This window comes from Streptomyces sp. CB02414, assembly GCF_001905385.1.
Taxonomy (GTDB): Bacteria; Actinomycetota; Actinomycetes; order Streptomycetales; family Streptomycetaceae; genus Streptomyces.
This window is the reverse complement of record NZ_LIPF01000016.1, coordinates 75,243-91,834: the sequence shown is the minus strand read 5'-3', so window position 1 is coordinate 91,834 and position 16,592 is coordinate 75,243. Positions and strand designations below refer to the sequence as shown.

Annotated in this window: 14 protein-coding genes and 1 pseudogene; 9 read left to right on the top strand and 6 right to left on the bottom strand. The window is 70.7% G+C overall.

Features of this window, described 5'->3' with window-relative positions; genetic code table 11:
- The first annotated feature begins 488 nt into the window (after positions 1–488).
- Positions 489–1,772: an NYN domain-containing protein gene (locus tag AMK11_RS35730; protein WP_073732284.1), complete on the top strand. Its 1,284-nt coding sequence runs from the start codon at positions 489–491 to the stop codon at positions 1,770–1,772.
- Positions 1,773–1,990: 218 nt separating this feature from the next.
- Positions 1,991–2,518, top strand: a pseudogene (locus AMK11_RS35725) (AAA family ATPase).
- A gap of 83 nt (positions 2,519–2,601) precedes the next feature.
- Here the strand turns inward: AMK11_RS35725 and AMK11_RS35720 are convergent.
- The gene (locus AMK11_RS35720; protein ID WP_198941547.1) at positions 2,602–3,141 is read right to left on the bottom strand and encodes a GNAT family N-acetyltransferase; all 540 of its coding nucleotides are present in this window, start codon (positions 3,139–3,141) and stop codon (positions 2,602–2,604) included.
- A complete protein-coding gene (locus AMK11_RS35715; protein ID WP_073732283.1) occupies positions 3,138–4,424 on the bottom strand; it encodes a Tat pathway signal sequence domain protein in 1,287 nt (428 codons plus the stop codon). Before AMK11_RS35715 ends, AMK11_RS35720 begins: the two co-directional genes overlap by 4 nt.
- 239 nt (positions 4,425–4,663) lie before the next feature.
- Here AMK11_RS35715 and AMK11_RS35710 point away from each other — a divergent pair, with 239 nt between their 5' ends.
- From AMK11_RS35710 to AMK11_RS35685, 6 genes are all read left to right on the top strand, one after another.
- A complete protein-coding gene (locus AMK11_RS35710) occupies positions 4,664–5,110 on the top strand; it encodes an ATP-binding protein (protein WP_073732282.1) in 447 nt (148 codons plus the stop codon).
- 187 nt (positions 5,111–5,297) lie between these two features.
- Positions 5,298–5,477, top strand: coding sequence for an FxLD family lanthipeptide (locus AMK11_RS35705; RefSeq protein ID WP_073732281.1), 180 nt, complete (start codon positions 5,298–5,300; stop codon positions 5,475–5,477).
- 255 nt (positions 5,478–5,732) lie between these two features.
- Positions 5,733–8,744, top strand: a complete 3,012-nt coding sequence (locus AMK11_RS35700) for a lantibiotic dehydratase (protein WP_073732294.1) — start codon at positions 5,733–5,735, stop codon at positions 8,742–8,744.
- Positions 8,741–10,024, top strand: coding sequence for a lanthionine synthetase C family protein (locus tag AMK11_RS35695; protein WP_073732280.1), 1,284 nt, complete (start codon positions 8,741–8,743; stop codon positions 10,022–10,024). The genes AMK11_RS35700 and AMK11_RS35695 overlap by 4 nt, the downstream gene beginning before the upstream one ends.
- 47 nt (positions 10,025–10,071) lie before the next feature.
- The gene (gene fxlM / locus AMK11_RS35690; protein ID WP_073732279.1) at positions 10,072–12,156 is read left to right on the top strand and encodes a methyltransferase, FxLD system; all 2,085 of its coding nucleotides are present in this window, start codon (positions 10,072–10,074) and stop codon (positions 12,154–12,156) included.
- A gap of 85 nt (positions 12,157–12,241) precedes the next feature.
- The gene (locus AMK11_RS35685; RefSeq protein WP_198941545.1) at positions 12,242–13,366 is read left to right on the top strand and encodes a hypothetical protein; all 1,125 of its coding nucleotides are present in this window, start codon (positions 12,242–12,244) and stop codon (positions 13,364–13,366) included.
- 485 nt (positions 13,367–13,851) lie between these two features.
- Here the strand turns inward: AMK11_RS35685 and AMK11_RS35680 are convergent, their stop codons facing one another.
- On the bottom strand, positions 13,852–14,238 hold the full coding sequence (locus AMK11_RS35680) for a hypothetical protein (protein ID WP_055419567.1): 387 nt from the start codon (positions 14,236–14,238) through the stop codon (positions 13,852–13,854).
- A 3-nt stretch (positions 14,239–14,241) separates the two neighbouring features.
- Complete coding sequence (locus AMK11_RS35675; protein WP_073732278.1) at positions 14,242–14,481, bottom strand: antitoxin MazE7; 240 nt, start codon at positions 14,479–14,481, stop codon at positions 14,242–14,244.
- 296 nt (positions 14,482–14,777) lie between these two features.
- Here AMK11_RS35675 and AMK11_RS35670 point away from each other — a divergent pair, with 296 nt between their 5' ends.
- Positions 14,778–15,320: an MOSC domain-containing protein gene (locus tag AMK11_RS35670; protein WP_073732277.1), complete on the top strand. Its 543-nt coding sequence runs from the start codon at positions 14,778–14,780 to the stop codon at positions 15,318–15,320.
- Between the two features lie 230 nt (positions 15,321–15,550).
- On the opposite strand, the gene AMK11_RS35660 is transcribed toward AMK11_RS35670, so the two are convergent.
- Both AMK11_RS35660 and AMK11_RS35655 read right to left on the bottom strand, forming a co-directional pair.
- Complete coding sequence (locus tag AMK11_RS35660; RefSeq protein ID WP_241847165.1) at positions 15,551–16,066, bottom strand: GNAT family N-acetyltransferase; 516 nt, start codon at positions 16,064–16,066, stop codon at positions 15,551–15,553.
- Positions 16,067–16,189: 123 nt separating this feature from the next.
- The gene (locus AMK11_RS35655) at positions 16,190–16,525 is read right to left on the bottom strand and encodes a hypothetical protein (RefSeq protein ID WP_073732275.1); all 336 of its coding nucleotides are present in this window, start codon (positions 16,523–16,525) and stop codon (positions 16,190–16,192) included.
- Between the last annotated feature and the right edge of the window lie 67 nt (positions 16,526–16,592).

The following is a 16,592-nucleotide window of genomic DNA, read 5'->3' as shown; positions in this document are numbered from 1 at the left end:
GGGGGGGAGTTGTTGCTTTGTCACCGGTCCTTCGGGGGGCGGGGCATTGCGAGGTTGACGTAGGGCGGAGCTCGCTCGGCCTTCATTGCGCCATTGGCTGCAATGTCCAATTTGCCGGAACCTTTCAGAGTCCCTGAGAACACGCTGCGGCCGTCATAAACTTGCAGGTCGAACAGTCTGCTCCCTGCACCCGCGGGGATGGTCCCCGCTCCTGGATGACCAAGGCCGCCCAGCTCGGCTGCTCCCCGCGCCATCGGAACGCGCTGAGGCAGACCTTGTTCCGGACCAGGGAAGGGGATGAAAGCGGCTGAGGCAATTCCCGGCTGTTCGTTCTGTTCGATTTGTCGATCCGTGAACGCGGCAGCCCAGAGCCAGCTATGCTTCTCACTCCGATGTCCTGGCTACGTGGATCGCTTCCCCGAGCGCCCCACGAAATGATGAGTGGAGGTGGGTCGTTGAGTAGAGAGTCGTTCGACGGTGTCAATTCGGTGACGGCCAAGTCGGCGTTATTTGTGGACTTCGACAACATCTATCTGGGGCTCCGCAACGTGGACCCGGAGGCGGCGGAAGCGTTTGCAACCCGCCCGGACAGGTGGATGAATTGGCTGGAAGGTAAGAGTGGCACGGGGGAAGTCGCCCAGCGTGATCCCGATCGCCGCTTCCTTGTGCGGAACGTGTATATCAACCCGGATGCTTTCGGTAAGTACCGCGCCTTCTTCACGCGCAGCGGGTTTCGGTCGATCGACTGCCCGCCTCTGACTTCCCGAGGTAAGAACAGTGCCGACATCTACATGGTGCTCGACATCATGGATGCTCTCGCGGACGAGACCCGGTACGACGAGTTTGTGATCATGTCGGCAGACGCCGATTTCACCCCCGTGCTGCAGAGGCTCCGGGCCAAGGATCGGTGGACGACGGTGGTGGCGGCCGGTCTGAGTGCTGCTGCCTTCCGGGCGACATGTGATGTGTTCGTGACGCCTGAGCAGCTCGCCGCGGCCTCCCGCTGGGATGAGTTCCAAGCGGCTGAGGTGACGCTCGATGACGAAGTCGAGCAGGTTGCGGTCGTCTTTCCGCAACAAATGAGCAGCGACAAGCGCGAAGCGGTCGTTAAGGAGATTTACCGCGTCGTACGGGCAGCTCCCAGTCCGCTCGCTTCGGCTGCCGCAGCAACGGCGGCGCTCAAGATCGACCCCTCGATAAAGGAGTCCGCGTGGTACGGCGCCGGAAGCTTCAGTGGGTTCGTTAAGACTCATTGCGGCGATCTTGAATATGTGGCTGCGCCGCCCGGATACATTCTCGATCCAACGCTGCACTCTTTTGAGGACAAGGGTGGTCGGGCGCAGCTTCCTCGTCTTCTCGCTCAAGTGAGTGCCCTGACCGATGTGCCGGCGTTGCAGCCGGATGCCTATGCTTTGCTGTTCGAGGTTCTTGCGCGAGATTTGCAGAGTTATGCATTCCAGATGTATCCGACTTCGAAGAGAGTTCGGGACGAAACTGAGTCGCGCGGGAACCCGGTGACTCGCAACGCTGTCAACTTCGTCCTCAAAGGGCTCCTCTACGTAGGGCAAGGGATGTCCGAAGGGGTTACAGCGGAGACTCTTTCCGACGCGTGGGTGGAAAACGTCTATACGTTGTGCGCAAACGCACGCCTGTCGCTGTCCGAGGAGGACCGGGAACTGATCCGTAGGTGGATCACTGGAGGCGACATCGGCGAAGTCGAGGTGGGGTTGGCAGCTGGCAGTTCTGAGGAGACTGCCCCTCAAGCCATCTGATGCCTTCGCCGCGGCTGGGCAGGGTCTCACGCGGGGAGCGCACCCTGCCCAGCCGCCCAGCGGAGCGCAGCATGGCACTGCCTCTGTTCCCTGCACCTGCGGGGATGGCCCCGCGCTGTACTTGCCGTCGAGCAGGATCCGTTCCGGGTCTGGCTCAGGCCGCGACCAGTCGGAGAAAGCGTTGGTCATCCGCCCGGTTGCCCTGACACGATCGGGCGGTGACCACGTTGTTCCTGATGGCCGGCCTGCCTGGGGCCGGAAAGACCACAAGGGCGCGGCAGCTCGCCGAAGAGCACGGCGCGCTGCGGCTGACGCCCGACGACTGAATGATCCCCCTGTGCGGCACGATGGAGGCGGACGGCAAGCGCGACGTGCTGGAAGGGCGGATGCTCTGGCTCGCCTTGGAGGCTGTCAAGCTGGGCACCAACGTAGTGGTGGATTACGGCTGCTGGTCACGGGACGAACGGTCCGCGATCCGCTGGCTGGTGGAAGCCGAGGACGCGTGCTGCCGCATGGTCTACCTGCCGGTAGACGAAGAGCCCCAGCGCGCCCGGATCGGCCGTCGCTGGGCCACCGCCCCCGAAGACACGCTCCCGATGACCGAGGCCGACATCACGCACGGACGGGCGCACTTCGAGGAGCCCGATGCGGGGGAGCTGGGAGGCAACGGGGCCCTCGACCAGCCCCCCGCCGGCTGGGAGGGCTGGAGGGAGTGGGCCGCCGACCGGTGGCCGTCATTCGCGTGACTGCTTCAGCGCAACACGGTACGACGCGGCTTGCGGGCAGGGCCCTCGGTCAGCCGTGGGCGCACCCTGGTAACCCGCCGCGATCAGCGAACGGCACGGATCATCACGGTCAGAACCGGCGACGCCGGTGACGGCTGGCTCTGGCCGATGTCCTCGTACCCCCACGACCTGTAGAGGGCGTGGACCTTGCCGTCGCCCGCGGCCCGATTGACCATCAGGGTGACGAAGGGCTCGTCGCGGTTGGCGAGGAGGGCGTCGTGGATACGCCGGGCGGTGCCGGTCTTCCGCCACGCCGGCCGGACGCCGATCTCCTTCAGGGCGACAGCCGGGCGCTCGGTGTACGTGTCCGCCGGCGCCGGGCTGGTGCGCTGCCAGTAGCGGTCGCCGTGCTCGATGGAGTTGCCGTAGGCGTAGCCCACCGGGTGCCCGTCCGCGTAGGCGAGGACAGCGGTGAATCCCGGCTCGCCGCCGTGCCGGTCCAGGCGTTCGCCGAACGCGGTGACCGCGTAGTTCGGCAGGTGGAGGAGCGGGGCCCGCACATCGGCGTAGACGTCGAGCAGGTCGCCGCGGGCGGTGTCGAGGGTGGTGAACGTGCGCAGTTCGATGGTGGGCGCCGTGGTCATGCGGCCATCCTCCAGGAGGCGGTGTGCTCGGTCCAGGCCTGCACGGTGGAGCTGCGCGGTGCGGTGGCGCGCAGCGCGGCCCCGAACTCCTGCAGCATGCGCGTCACCCGCGCGTGCCGGGTGGCGGCGTCGGCGGGAACCTTCATCGCGGTGGTCGTGGCGGCGTCGGCGGCGCCCTGGGCGAGCTGGGCGTGCGCGAGACGGGTCGTGGTGATGGCCCGGGAGCGGACCATGTGGGGCCGCAGAGCGGAAAGGCAGCGGTGGGCGTGGTACTCGGCGGTCGGGTGGTCGCCGAGTGCCAGATGGGCGGACAGGGCCAGGGAGTGCAGTTCGGCCTGGTCGTAGAAGGCGAGCAGCCACACGGGCCGGTAGTCGCCGGGGTCGGCGCGCAGCATGGCTTCCTGTGCCTGGTCGAACGCACGGCGGGTGCCGGTGCGGTCGTGCGCCGCGCCGTGGATCGCCGCCTGCCGGGCCATGCCGAGGGAAGCGAACATCGGGTCGCGGCGCGTGATGTGCAGGCTGCGGGCTACGTCGTTCGCGGCGAACGCGTCGGCGGGTCGCCCCATGTGGCGGTACATGGTGCCCGTGTGGCTCCAGATGCGGAACTTGATCGCCTGGTCGCCGGACATCTCGGCCAGGGCCTGGGCCTCACGCATGTGCCCCTTGGCTACGTCGTAGCGGCGGCCGTCGATGGCGGCCCACATCGCCGAGGACCGGAAGGCCGCCGCGGAGGCGTAGAGGCTGCTGCGTACGCGCTGGGTGGCGCTGCCGGCGTTCTGCAGGTTCAGTGCCTCGTCGGCGAGCGCGGCCGCCCGCTGTTCGATGCCGAGCTGCCCACCGTGTCGGTGATCGCTGGCGATGATCTCGGCGAAGCGCTTGTTCAGGCGGTCCACGTCGCTCATGCCGATGCGGCGGGGCCCTGCGGTGCCGGGCGCGGCCGCTGCTGCTGCGGCAACGGCAGCGATGCCGCCGACGAGGGTACGGCGCTTCATGTCGGGGTCCTCCTGCTGCGGTGGGGCTGGGGTGGACGAAGACCGGCCCCGTGGCACGAACCCCAGAGCGACGGCGGGCAGGCCGCTGATGTCCTCGAGCGCCTTGCGGGTGGCTGATTTGGGCCACATGACGCGGCCCGCCTTCCAGGCTCGGACCGACGAGCCGTCGAGTCCGCCAAGCCGCCCGGTCAGGCGCTCGAGAGCACTGTTCACGGCATCGGCGAGGCTGTTGGAGCTGTAGCCGTGTTCGGCCATCCACGCCTCGAGCACGACGTTGCGCGTGGTGTCCATGCCCGCACGGTAGCCCTGGCGACCCCTCACCCACCAGGTAAAGCAGTAGTCAAATCGCCCTAGGTCTTTCCTCGGAGCGGAGGGTGGATCGTCCTAACCACCCGACTGCGGAAGCGAGTTGTCTGGGTGTCGGCCGCTCGCCCCTTTCTCCGGAGCGGGCGGCCGGTGACGGTCCGGCCTTCTCCTGGCGCCTTCTCAGGGTGGGCCGGGCACCGAGACGACGCGAGGGCTCAACCCCGATGACGAGTCTGATCACTCTCATGCAAACCGCAGCCACCGGACATCCCGCCTACAGCCAGACCTGCCCGTGCGAGCCGTCCACGGCCGAAGCAGGCCGGACGCTCGTTCGTGACGTCCTCGGCGCATGGCACCTCGACGACCCCGCCGACGTCACCGCGCTGATCATGTCGGAACTGGTCGCGAACGCCGTCACGCACACGACGTGCCGGTCGATCCGCCTGATCGTCGGGCGGCCGAGCGCGACACGGATACGTGTCGGGGTGGTGGACCGGGAGCCCTCACGCCTACCTGCTCTCGGGCGGGCCGGCGAGGACGACGAGTCAGGGCGTGGCCTGCTCCTGATCGACGGCATCGCCGACCGCTGGGGCTACGACCTGCACGGTCCGCGCAGTCGCCCGTGGGGCAAGGAGGTCTGGGCCGAACTCCTGCTGAGGAGCGGGGCGTGAGCACGCGCCTCAGAGGCTGCACCGGCCTCCCGGACCCGACCTCGCCCGTCTCCGCATGACCTCCCGAGAGCGGCGGCCGGCTACCGCCGCCCCACCAGACTCCCGCCTCCGGTCATGGGGCACCGTGCCGTACGGCCGGGGGCGGGCGGCACCGCACAGCAACCTTCCAACCACCAAGGAGTCGAAAATGACCCGCAACACGGTAGTACCGAACAGCACTCAGGTGAGCCGGCAGGCCCCGAGGACGCCGGACGGCTTCGACCTGGACGTCTCCCTCGTCGAGGTGGCCGACCCGGCGGGCCTGGTCAACCTGACCGACGACAACTGCGGATCCACCTGCGGCGCCTGCACCACGAACGTCGCCTGAGCATCCCGAGGGCATCCGGAGACTCCGCGTCTTCGCGCCTTCGCGGGCTGGTGCCGCCGCCGCATCTCGCGGCGCAGCGGCACCAGCCGCCCCCATCCCGCACACACGGAGGTAGTGGTGGCTGATCAGTACCCGGCGTTCCGCTCCGGCACGACCGCTCTCCTACGAGCCGTTGCCCGGCCGGCGCCGCCATGCCCTCCGCTTCCCGACCTCGACGACCGCTCCGTCGCCGGAGTCGCCTCCTGCACCGCGTGGCTGCGTGCGGTCCTGGCCGACGACGACCTCGCCGAAGCACTCGAACACGCCAGCCCGGTTCTGGCCGCGCGGGTACGGAGCCTCTGCATGCCCGCTGAGTTGTCCACGGGGGGCGTCGAGCCGTCCGCGCGCGACGTACGGCGTGCGGCGCTCTCCGTGGCCCGCTACTTGCTGCGTTCCCAGCACAGGGCGACGCCGTTCGGGCTCTTCGCCGGTGTGACCGTCGCGGGATTCGGCACGCAGGCGAGTGTGGCCTGGGGTGGGGAACACGTGGCCGTCGGCCGTGCGGGCGCCGAGTGGCTGGCCGCTGTCGTCGAGCGGTTGGAGACCTGCCCGGACCTCCTCGAACGACTGCCCGTTGTCGTCAACAACACCGTGACGAGCCGCGGTGACCGGCTCGTCGTGCCGTTCCAATCCGATGACAGAAGCGACCGGAGCGACCGAGGCGACCGGAGCGACCGGGGTAAGCGCAGTGAGCGGCCTCGCGCGGTCGAGGCGTCCCTGGCCCTGACCGCGCCCGTGCGCGCTGTCCTCGCCGCGGCGCGAGAGCCGGTCCGGGCCGGTGAGCTCGCGGACAAGCTCGAGTCGGAGTTCCCCGAAGCCGGGCCGGCAAAGGTACGCCGCCTGCTGGCCGAGCTGATCCGACGGCGGGTGCTGATCACGGGCCTGCACGCGCCGAGCACCGAGACCGACGCCCTCGGACATCTCCTCGACCAGCTCCGCCTGGCCGGCACCGATTCCCTCCCCGCTCTCGCCGGGACCGTGCGCGAACTGGGGGAGATCCGGACCGCGCTGACGAGGTGCGCTTCGCGTAGTGGGCGCGAGGGTGCCGCAGCCCGGATGAGGGCCCTCGTGCCCGGCCTGCGCCGCCACCCCGTCGCGCTCGACCTGCGCCTGGATGCGCAGCTCGTACTGCCGGGCGCCGTCGCCCGTGAGACCGAGCGCGCCGCGCTGCTCCTGACCCGCGTCAGCGCCCGCCCCTACGGCACCGCGGCGTGGGGCGCGTACCACCAGCGGTTCTACGAGCGGTACGGCATCGGCACGATGGTGCCGCTCCAGGAAGTCGTCGCCGACAGCGGCGTCGGCTACCCCGAGGGCTACCCGGGCTCCTCGCCCGGCGCCCGTCGGCCACGCCTCTCCGCCCGCGACGACACCCTCGTACGGCTGGCGCAGGCGGCCGCGCTCGACGGCCGTGACGAGGTGCTCCTCACCGACGAGCTGATCGACGCCCTGGACGTGGGACCCGACGAACCTCGCGTGCCGCCGCACTTGGAGGTGGGGGTGCGGGTCCATGCGGCCGGCGTGGACGAGCTGCGGCGCGGGCGGTTCCGGCTGGAGGTCGTGAGCGTGTCCCGCGGCGCCGGTGTGACCACGGGCCGCTTTCTCGGCGTCCTGTCCCCGGACGACCGTGCGGCCCTGGCCGCCGAACTGTCCGGCCTCCCGGCCGCCGACGGCGACACCGTGCCCGCGCAGCTCTCCTTTCCGCCGCTGCTGCCGGAGAGCGCCCACGTCACTCGGACCCCGCGAGTCCTGCCGACCGTGATCAGCCTCCAGGAACACCGGGCACCCGACGCCGACGTCCTCGTGCCCGCGGACCTGGCGGTGGGGTGCGACGGCCGCCGCATGTACCTGGCCGATCCGGAGCGCGGCCGGCGCGTCGAGGCCGTCGGGATGCACGCACTCAACCTCCGCACGCACACCCCGCCGCTCGTGCGCTTCCTCACCGAGTTGCCCCGCGCCCAGTGCGCGCAGGTCACCGTGTTCGACTGGGGCGCCGCGGCGGCGATGCCGTTTCTGCCGCGCCTGCGGTACGGGCGCGTCGTGCTCATCCCGGCCCGATGGCGCCTCGATGCTTCCGAGCTGCCTGGCCACGCACGCCCACGCGCCGAATGGGAGGCCGCCTTCACCGGCTGGCGGGCCCGACGGCGGCTGCCCCAGCGGGTCCACCTCGTGGAGGACGACCGGCGTCTCTTCCTCGACCTCGACGAGGCCGGCCACCGCATGCTGCTGCGCCACCACCTCGACCGGAGACGCCAGGCCGTACTCGTCGAGGCGGCGGAGCCGGGGGCGTTCGGCTGGTGCGACGACCGTGCCCACGAGGTGGTGGTGCCGCTCCGGGCGACCCGCCCGTCTCCGTGGTCAGAGCTGCCCGCTCCCACCCCGGCCCGCGCCCTCTCCACAGCCCAGACGCAGACCCCGGCCGCATCGTCGGTGCTGCTGGCCGCGTTGTACGGCGGCGCTCGCCGCCAGGACACGCTGCTCGCCCGCTACCTGCCCGACCTGCTCGAACGGCTCGGAGGCCCGCCGTGGTGGTTCGTCCGCTTCCGCGACCCCGAGCAGCACCTGCGCCTGCGCATCGCGCTCCCCACGCCCGATGCGTTCGCCGATACGGCCCGGACAGTGAGTGTGTGGGCCGACGAACTGCGCGACGCCGGCCTGCTGGCGGACCTGCGGTACCCCACCTCCTACCGGGAGACGGGGCGCTGGGGCTGTGGTGCCGCATGGGACGCGGCCGAAGACGTGTTCCGCGCGGACTCGCGGGCCGTCCTCGCCCAGCTCTCCCAACCGCGGCGCCCCCACGAGCGCACACTGGTGGCCGCGCATACCGTCTCCATCGCCTCCGCGTTCCTCGGCAGCACGGAAGCCGGGACGCGCTGGCTGATCGACCACATCCCGCCCACGGCGCCCGGCCCCGTACCGCGCCCGCAATTCGCCGACGCCGTACGTCTGGCCGACCCCGGCAACGACTGGGCCGCCCTGCGCGCCGCCCCCGGAGGAACGCCCATCGTCCAGGCGTGGGCGGACCGTGACGCGGCGCTCGCCGCCTATCGGAGGCATCTGCCCGGACCCCACACGCAGGGCATCGCCCTCGACGACGTCCTGACCTCGCTGCTGCACGTCCACTTCGTACGGCACATCGCGGTGAACTTCCCCGAAGAAGAGACCTGCCTCCACCTCGCCCGAGCCGCCGCCCTGGCCTGGACCGCCCGCACCACCGGGAGGACGTCATGACCGTACAGACGGCACAGACGGCGCAGACCGCGCTCGGCCTGGTGGCCGACGCCGTCGCCGAGCACCTCGCCGACCCCGGCGGGGTGCCGTTCCCGACGGCACACCGGCAGCACCTCGCCCTCGGTCTCCCCGGCATCGCACTCCTGCACATCGAACGGGCCGCGGCCGGCCTCGGCCCGTGGCAGCGCGCCCACGACTGGCTCGCCGCCGCCTCCCGCGAGCCGCTCACCAGCGGTCCCGACAGCCACCCGTTCTACGGGACGCCCGCCTTCGCGCACGCACTGGCCTGCGCCGCCGACCACCTGCCCGGCGCCTACCGACGCGCTCTCGCCACCCTGGACCGGCAGACGGCGGCCGATGCGAAGCGCCGCGTCGACGCCGCTCACCGACGAATCGACACCGGGCTACTCCCGGCGCTCGCCGAGTTCGACACCGTCCGGGGCCTGACCGGCTACGGTGCCCACCTCCTGCGCCGCGCCCCCGACTCCTCCGTCCTGCGCGCCGTCCTCGGCTACTGCGTACGCCTCACCCAGCCGATCATCCATGACGGAGAAACTTTGCCGGGATGGTGGACGCCAACGGGTCCGTCGGGCCGCCCGGACGAACGCTTCCCCGGCGGACACGCCAACAGCGGCATGGCGCACGGCATCGGCGGGGTACTGGCGTTGCTGGCGCTCGCCGCCCGGCACGGCACCTTCGTCGCGGGCCAGTACGAAGCGGTGGGCCGGATTCTGACCTGGCTGGACAACTGGCAGGAGGACACCGACGACGGCCCGGCGTGGCCGTACTGGGTCACCCGCCCCGAGCTGCGCGCCGACCGCCTCGTTCCGTCCGCACCGCGACGGCCGTCCTGGTGCTACGGCACCGCCGGTCTCGCCCGCGCCCGGCAACTCGCCGCACTCGCCCTCGGCGACACCCGTCGCCGACTGGACGCCGAGAACGCCCTCGTGGCCGCTCTCACCGATCCCGCCCAGCTCGGAGCCACGACGGACAACGCCCTGTGCCACGGATTCGCCGGCCTCGCTCACATCGCCGCCCGGGCGGCCGACGACGCCCACCCCTCGACAGCCGGACAACTCCGCGCCGTGATCCCGGCACTCCTGGCCGCCGTACATCCGCCCGACACCGACCCGGCGCACACCGCCACGGCGCTGATCCAGGACGAGGAGCGCGGCCCCGGCCTCCTCGACGGTGCAGCCGGTATCGCGCTGGCACTCCTCGCGTCCGGCGCCGCCGAACCGCCCCGCACCGCCTGGGACGCCTGCCTGCTCGTCGCATGACCGACCACCGACCACCGACCACCGACCACCGACCGAAGGACATCCGCGTGCCCCCTGACCGCTGGCAGCAGCACAACATCACCTTCGCCGACCGTGAGAGCGCGCAGCGCGCCGTCTCCGAGCGCATCGCCCCCGTCCTCCTCGCCGCCGAACAGGATGGGCAGCTCGCAGGCTGGTGGTTCATGAACAAGCAGCCCTGGCCGCTGCGGTACCGTGCCGACGAGCCGTCACCCGCCGTAGAAGCGGTGCTGAGCGACCTTGTCCAGGACGGCGGCCCGGTCGTGTCGTGGCTGCCCTGCGTCTACGAGCCCGAGACCGAGGCCTTCGGCGGAACCGACGCCATGGAAGTCGCCCACGAACTGTTCCACCGGGACAGCCGCCACCTGCTCACCCACCGGCGACCGGGCCCGGAAAACCTCGGACGCCGGGAAACCGCCGTGCTGCTGGCGAGCGCGATGATGCGGGCGGCCGGACTGGACTGGTTCGAGCAGGGCGACGTGTGGGCGAAGGTCGCCGCCCTCCGGCCGGCAACCGGCCGTCCGCCCGGCGCCGGGGCCGCCGAACTCGGCCCCGCCATGCGCAAACTGATGACGGTGGACGCCCACAGCCTGTGCCTCCCGGGTGGCCCGCTCGCAGGGCACGGCGGATGGGTGGCCGCCTTCGAGCGGGCGGGTGCCGAGCTGGCCGCCCTCGCAGGTCGTGGTGCCCTCACCCGCGGTCTCCGAGCCGTCATCGCCCACCACACGATCTTCCACTCCAACCGCGCCGGTCTCCTCAGGGGAGACCAGAGCGCCATGTCCGACATCGCACGAGAGGTAGTCATGGGAACGAGCGACAACGCCGCACCGTCCGGTGAAACAGCGACCGGGAGGCAGGGCGTCCACGGGGTGAACGACACGATCGCAACCCCCGGGGCGGACGCCGTACGCCTCCGCAACGCCCTGGTCGACGGGCTGCGCGCGCAGGGGTACGCCCGTACGCCCGCCGTCGAGCACGCCCTGCGGACCGTGCCGCGCCACGTGTTCGTGCCCGACGCGTCGCTCGAGGACGCCTACGCCGACGCGCCGGTGAACATCAAGTACGACACCGACGGCACCTCGATCTCGTGCGCCTCCCAGCCGGGCGTCGTGGCCCTCATGCTGGACCAGCTCGATGTCCGCCCCGGCGAGCGCATCCTCGAGATCGGCGCCGGCACCGGCTACAACGCCGCTCTGCTCGCCCACCTGACGGGCGAGAGCGGCCACGTGACCACCCTCGACGTCGACGACGACCTGGTGGAGGGCGCCCGCGCGCACCTCGCCGCCGCCGGGATCGGCAACGTCACGGCGGTGACCCGCGACGGGGCCCTCGGCCACGCGGAAGGCGCACCGTACGACCGGATCGTGGCCACCGTCGGCGCGCACGGAGTGCCGCACACCTGGCTGCGGCAGCTCGCGCCCTGCGGCCGCCTCCTCGTTCCCCAGCGCCTCAAGGGCACAGTGTCCCGCTCCGTCGCCTACGAGCAGCGCGACGGCCGGTGGGTGTCGCTCGGCAGCCAGATGAACACCTTCATGCCGCTGCGGCGCGGCATCGCCGACGACGCCCGCCGCGTCATCCCGCTCAGCACGGACGGCACCGTACGGCTGCAGGCCCCGGCCGGCCAGAACATCGACGCCGACGCCCTCGCCGGCGTCCTGTACCAGCCGCGCACCGAGGAGTGGACCGGCATGACGGTCCGCGCCATGGAGTCGCCCGAGTGGATGGAGCTGTTCGTGACCTGCTCCCTGCCCTCGGGCCTGATCCGGATGCTGTTCCCCCGGACCGCCAAGGGCACTCTCCTCACGGAGGACCCCTACCCCTCCTCTTCGGCGGTCGTCGACAAGGGCGCCGTCGCCTACCTCGCGCGGCGCGTGTCGGAACGGAAGACACCGGAGGGCGGAAAACTCTGGGAGTTCGGCGTCATCGGTCACGGCCCCGGCGGCGACGAGCTGGCCGCGCGGGTCGCCGACGCCGTCCGCACCTGGGACCGGGAGTACCGCGGCCGTGAGGCCACCTTCGAACTCCGGCCCCTCGACGCCCCCACGACCGAGCCGAGCCCCGGCCTCTTCACTCTCGACACCCCGTTGAACCGCATCGTCGTCGACTGGCGCTGACGCCGCCCCACACAGCGGACGGACGGTGCCCGCCGGCCGGCATGCGGCCGGCGGGCACCATCTCCCACTCCCACCCGGGGGACCCATGGACCCGCACGGCCCCACAGCCCAACGCTTCCCGCTCATCGCCCGATTCCGGCCTCCCTGCCCGCCTCTGCCCGAGCGCGTACGTGCCCTGGCCGAACTCGCCGGCACCGCGGTCGAGAAGAGCGACCAGGGCCTCGCATCGTCCACCTGCAACCAGGCCGCGCTCATCGCCTCCGACGTCGGCCTCCCCGACCTCGCCCGCGAGCTGTGCCGCCACCACGCCGCCGCCTACCTCCACGCCTGCCCCCTCCCCGGCATGAGCGCCATCCGGGGCTTGGAACCCGTCGTCAACCTCGCCCGCCTCCAGATCCGCGCCGGCCACGCCGACGAGGGACGCCGGCGACTGCTCGACCTGTACGCGGCGGTCGAGGCGGGTATGTTCGCCCAGTTCGAGGGTGTCGCCGTGCCGTCGGACCTCACCGCGACGGACGAGGACCGTCACGAGGTCCGCGCGTGGCTGTGGCGCGTACTCCTCGCCGACGGCACCCGCACCCTCACGACCACGGGACGGTGGGCCGAGGCTGAAGCACACATCAAGGCCCATCGCGGCGTCGGCAGCCGGATGCTCGACGGACGCCAGACCGCGGTACTCGCCGCGCTCACCACCGACGACACCGCCCGGGCCGCTGCCCTCCTCGCCGACACGACGCCCGGCGACCCGTGGGAACAGGCCGTCACGGCCTGCCTGACCGTCCTGTGCCGCCGCGCCACCGGGCAGCCGGTCGACCGCCAAGCGGCGGACCTGGTGGCGGCGTACATCGGCCGGAAAACCGAACCGGGCATGACCGTCTTCGACACCCGCCTCGGCCTCACAGTCCTCGACACGACCGGTTCCACCGAGACACCTGCCGCACGCCGCATCGTCGACGACCTCCACCGCAGGACGACGCAGGCCCGGGACGGCTACGCGGCCCGCGAGACCCTGACCAGCCCCTTGTTCACCGCGATCGCCTCGGGCCGGCAAGCGCAGGATTGCCGTGACCTGGTGAGTGCCTGCGCCCTTGGGGGAGGGGGCATGCCGGACGAGCTGCGGGGTGACCTCGTGTCGGTCGTGCGCACTGGAGACAGTGTGATCCGGGCAAGTCTCGCGGGAGTGTTCGACCTTGGACCTACGCCTCCGTGAAGACAGCCTGAGAAGGGCAGCCCGAAGAGCCCTCAGGGAGAAGGCCCTTCGAGACGTAAAATGAGCGGCTGACCCGCCAAGTAGCTACGGAGCTACCCATGCCCTATTTATCGGAAACTGCAAAGGTCACTGAAACCGCGTCTCTGTAGTCATAAAGACGCAGGTCAAGCAGTCTGCTCCCCGCACCCGCAGGGAGGTCCCTTGGCTGGAACCGATCACCTCGAACCGGAACACTGCTCCCCGCACCCGCGGGGATGGTCCCGGGGTGGCCCGGCTCACCCAGCAGCTGCTGGACGGCTCCCCGCACCCGCGGGGATGATCCCTCGCGCCGGCCGAGGGACCGCTGACGCTCGGCTGCTCCCCGCACCCGCGGGTATGGTCCGTGCTCGCGGTGGCAACACGCCCCGGCTCTCGCCTCTAATGGCCTTTGCCTTGACCGCCCGCAGAAACCCTGAGTGTGGAGGAGGGGGAGGGCGACAGCGAGGTCAGGCCGCCGGCAGGCGCAGCGAGCGCAGCCGTTCGGCGACGGCGAACGAGTCGAGACGCAGGGCGGTGATGTCGGCGATGAGGTCCCGCCAGGCCTCGAACTTGGTGTTCACCCGCTCCCCGTGCATCCCGAGATACGCCACGGCGACACCGAATCCGTACAGCTCGTTGCGGGCAGGAAGCGGCCGGAGTACGACGCACTCCTCCAGCATCACGGCCGCACGCCAGAAGGCGTCCGGGTGATGCTGGTCATGACGGGGCGGGTCGACCTTGTGCCGGGCGGCCAGGCCGACGAAGACGGAGTAGTCGTTTACCGCGAGATCGTCCAGCAGCTCAGCCTGGCGCTCCAGGAACCACCGGTAGTCGACGTAGTACTCGGCAGGCACAGGTCAGGCCGCCCGCGGGGCGGTCCGGGCCGGCGCAGAGCCACCGTACTCGGCGTCGAACGCAGCGGCCGTTTCCGGGTCGCCGGTCACCTGCCGGAAGATCTCCGCGCCCTCGGCCAGCGCGCGCTCGCGCCGCTTCTCCTCGGCGACCTGCGCGAGGTAGGCGTCCAGCGGCAGTCCCGCGGCGTCGGCCAGGGCCCGCAGCGCGTCCGCGGTGGTGTCGTCGATCTCGATGCCAGCCATGCGTCGAGTATGCCGCGTGAGACCACGCTCAGGCCAGCCACCTGAGGCTACTGCTCTGACCAGCGGATTCCTGATCGCTTCCATCACTTCCGCCGGCCGGGCGCCCCCTGGCACTCGGGCGCAGCCGTGACGCTGACCGACCACTTGATGCCAGCAGTGGAGACGCCCGAGGTCGTGAAGGTGCGGTCGGGCTGTCGAGCAGAGGGCCTGGGTTCTGCCGAACGCCCGGGCACCTGTGCTGCGGCCAGGGCTAGGCTCGGGGGCGGACACCGTTACCGACGAGGGGGTTTCGAGGTATGAGCGGGAGAGTTACGGCGGTCAGCAGCAACGGGGAGTACTCGTTCACCAAGCCGAACCGGGACAGCGTCAGACTGCTCGCCGGGCTCGGCGTGGAGGGGGACGTACACGCCGGTGTGACGGTCAAGCACCGCTCGCGTGTCGCGCAGGACCCCACCCAGCCGAATCTGCGCCAGGTCCACCTCATTCACGAAGAGCTCTTCGACGAGGTCGGCGACGAAGGATTCGAGGTGGCGCCCGGAGAACTCGGCGAGAACATCACCACGCGCGGCATCGACCTGCTCGGCCTGCCCGTCGGCACACTGCTGCGCGTCGGCGACTCCGCGGTCCTGGAAGTCACCGGCCTCCGCAACCCCTGCCTGCAGATCGACAACTTCCAGGACGGGCTGCTGAAGCAGGTCGTCGGCCGCGACGAGGCGGGGAACATCGTGCGCAAAGCCGGAATCATGAGCGTCGTGAAGGAAGGCGGTGTGGTGCGCCCCGGCGACGATGTCGCGATCGAACTTCCCAGCGGTCCGCACCGACCCCTGGACCGGGTCTGATCAGCTCGCCGGGGTTGATCCGTGTCCCGAACCTGTCGGCAAGCAGCCGTCGAGCGGAGAAGGCCTCCTCACCGCATGCTGTCTCCTGCTTCTCGTACTGATGGCGGACGCGGCGGCAGGGCTGATGGTCGTCATCGTGCTCGCCGTACGACGAGTGGGCCGGATGGACGCGTCCCCGACTCCCCAAGACGCGTGCCAGAACCGAGAAGCGGAAGCGCCCCGCCTGCGGGCTACACAGGGGCGCGCCATTCCCCTTCGAGGCTGCTGAAGAGCATGGAGTCTCGCCAGCCGTCACGGAGCAGCGCCGTGTGGCGCAGGTGTCCCTCAAGCGTCATACCGATCTTGGACAGCACTCGGCAGGAGCTGTGATTCCGCGGGTCACAGGTCGCATAGACCCGATGAAGCCCCAGCTCGTCGAACCCGTAGGCGAGCAGCTGCCGACCGATTTCCGTGCCGATGCCCTGCCCCCACACTCGGGGATGCACGACGTATGAGATCTCGCCCTGGCGCTGCTTATGGCTGCGGACGTGCAGTTCACCCATGCCCACCACATCCCGTTCGACGCGAGCGACAAACGGGAACCGGCGCTGAGGGGTGTCCGACCAGGCCGTGACCGCGGAAAACACGAATTCCCGGGTCTGGACTTCTGTGTTCGGCCCCCAGGACTGATAGCGGCACACCCGTGGCAGAGACGCCCACGAGTGAACGGCTGGCCAGTCGTCCACAACGATCTCGCCCAGAGTCACCGATGGCCTACCCATATGACGATCATGAACGCACCTCCGCGCGAAGGGCAAGACCGAGGACTTCGAGGGGGAGACGGCCGCACGACGCGTCGCAACGGGAGCTGGGCCGTCGGTACTCGCCGGTCAGACCTGGTCGAGAGGCTCGGCTGCGTAGGTTCCGTCCTCAAGCTGCACGTCCGTCAGTTCGTAGAGGCGCTGGCGGCCGTGAATCCAAGGAGTGATCTTGGTCCCGGTCGGCCGGGTGGTCTCGTACCGCACTGGCGTGCCGTCGGCGTCCTCAGTGCGCAGGAGGGTGAAGCGGCGGACGCGGGCCGGCTCCGCGGGAGTGGCCCGGCTCCGTCGGTACAGCACTCTGCCCACGGCGGCAGCGGCCAGGAGTACGACGAGCAGCCACTGGCTCAGGGCCGTGCCGAGAAGGTCCAGGCCCCGGTCGAGGGCGAGGGAGACGAGGGCGGGCATGGCGGCATCACTCCTGCAAGGCGGTTGTCATGGCCCGCCGGGGTGACGGGCCGCGCCGACTGTGCGG

Excerpts from the sequence above, each read along its gene's own strand:
- AMK11_RS35720 (WP_198941547.1), bottom strand. The coding sequence starts at position 3,141 with ATGACCACGGCGCCCACCATCGAACTGCGCACGTTCACCACCCTCGAC.
- AMK11_RS35715 (WP_073732283.1), bottom strand. The coding sequence starts at position 4,424 with ATGGACACCACGCGCAACGTCGTGCTCGAGGCGTGGATGGCCGAACAC.
- AMK11_RS35710 (WP_073732282.1), top strand. The coding sequence starts at position 4,664 with ATGACGAGTCTGATCACTCTCATGCAAACCGCAGCCACCGGACATCCC.
- AMK11_RS35705 (WP_073732281.1), top strand. The coding sequence starts at position 5,298 with ATGACCCGCAACACGGTAGTACCGAACAGCACTCAGGTGAGCCGGCAG.
- AMK11_RS35695 (WP_073732280.1), top strand. The coding sequence starts at position 8,741 with ATGACCGTACAGACGGCACAGACGGCGCAGACCGCGCTCGGCCTGGTG.
- AMK11_RS35685 (WP_198941545.1), top strand. The coding sequence starts at position 12,242 with ATGGACCCGCACGGCCCCACAGCCCAACGCTTCCCGCTCATCGCCCGA.
- AMK11_RS35675 (WP_073732278.1), bottom strand. The coding sequence starts at position 14,481 with ATGGCTGGCATCGAGATCGACGACACCACCGCGGACGCGCTGCGGGCC.
- AMK11_RS35670 (WP_073732277.1), top strand. The coding sequence starts at position 14,778 with ATGAGCGGGAGAGTTACGGCGGTCAGCAGCAACGGGGAGTACTCGTTC.
- AMK11_RS35655 (WP_073732275.1), bottom strand. The coding sequence starts at position 16,525 with ATGCCCGCCCTCGTCTCCCTCGCCCTCGACCGGGGCCTGGACCTTCTC.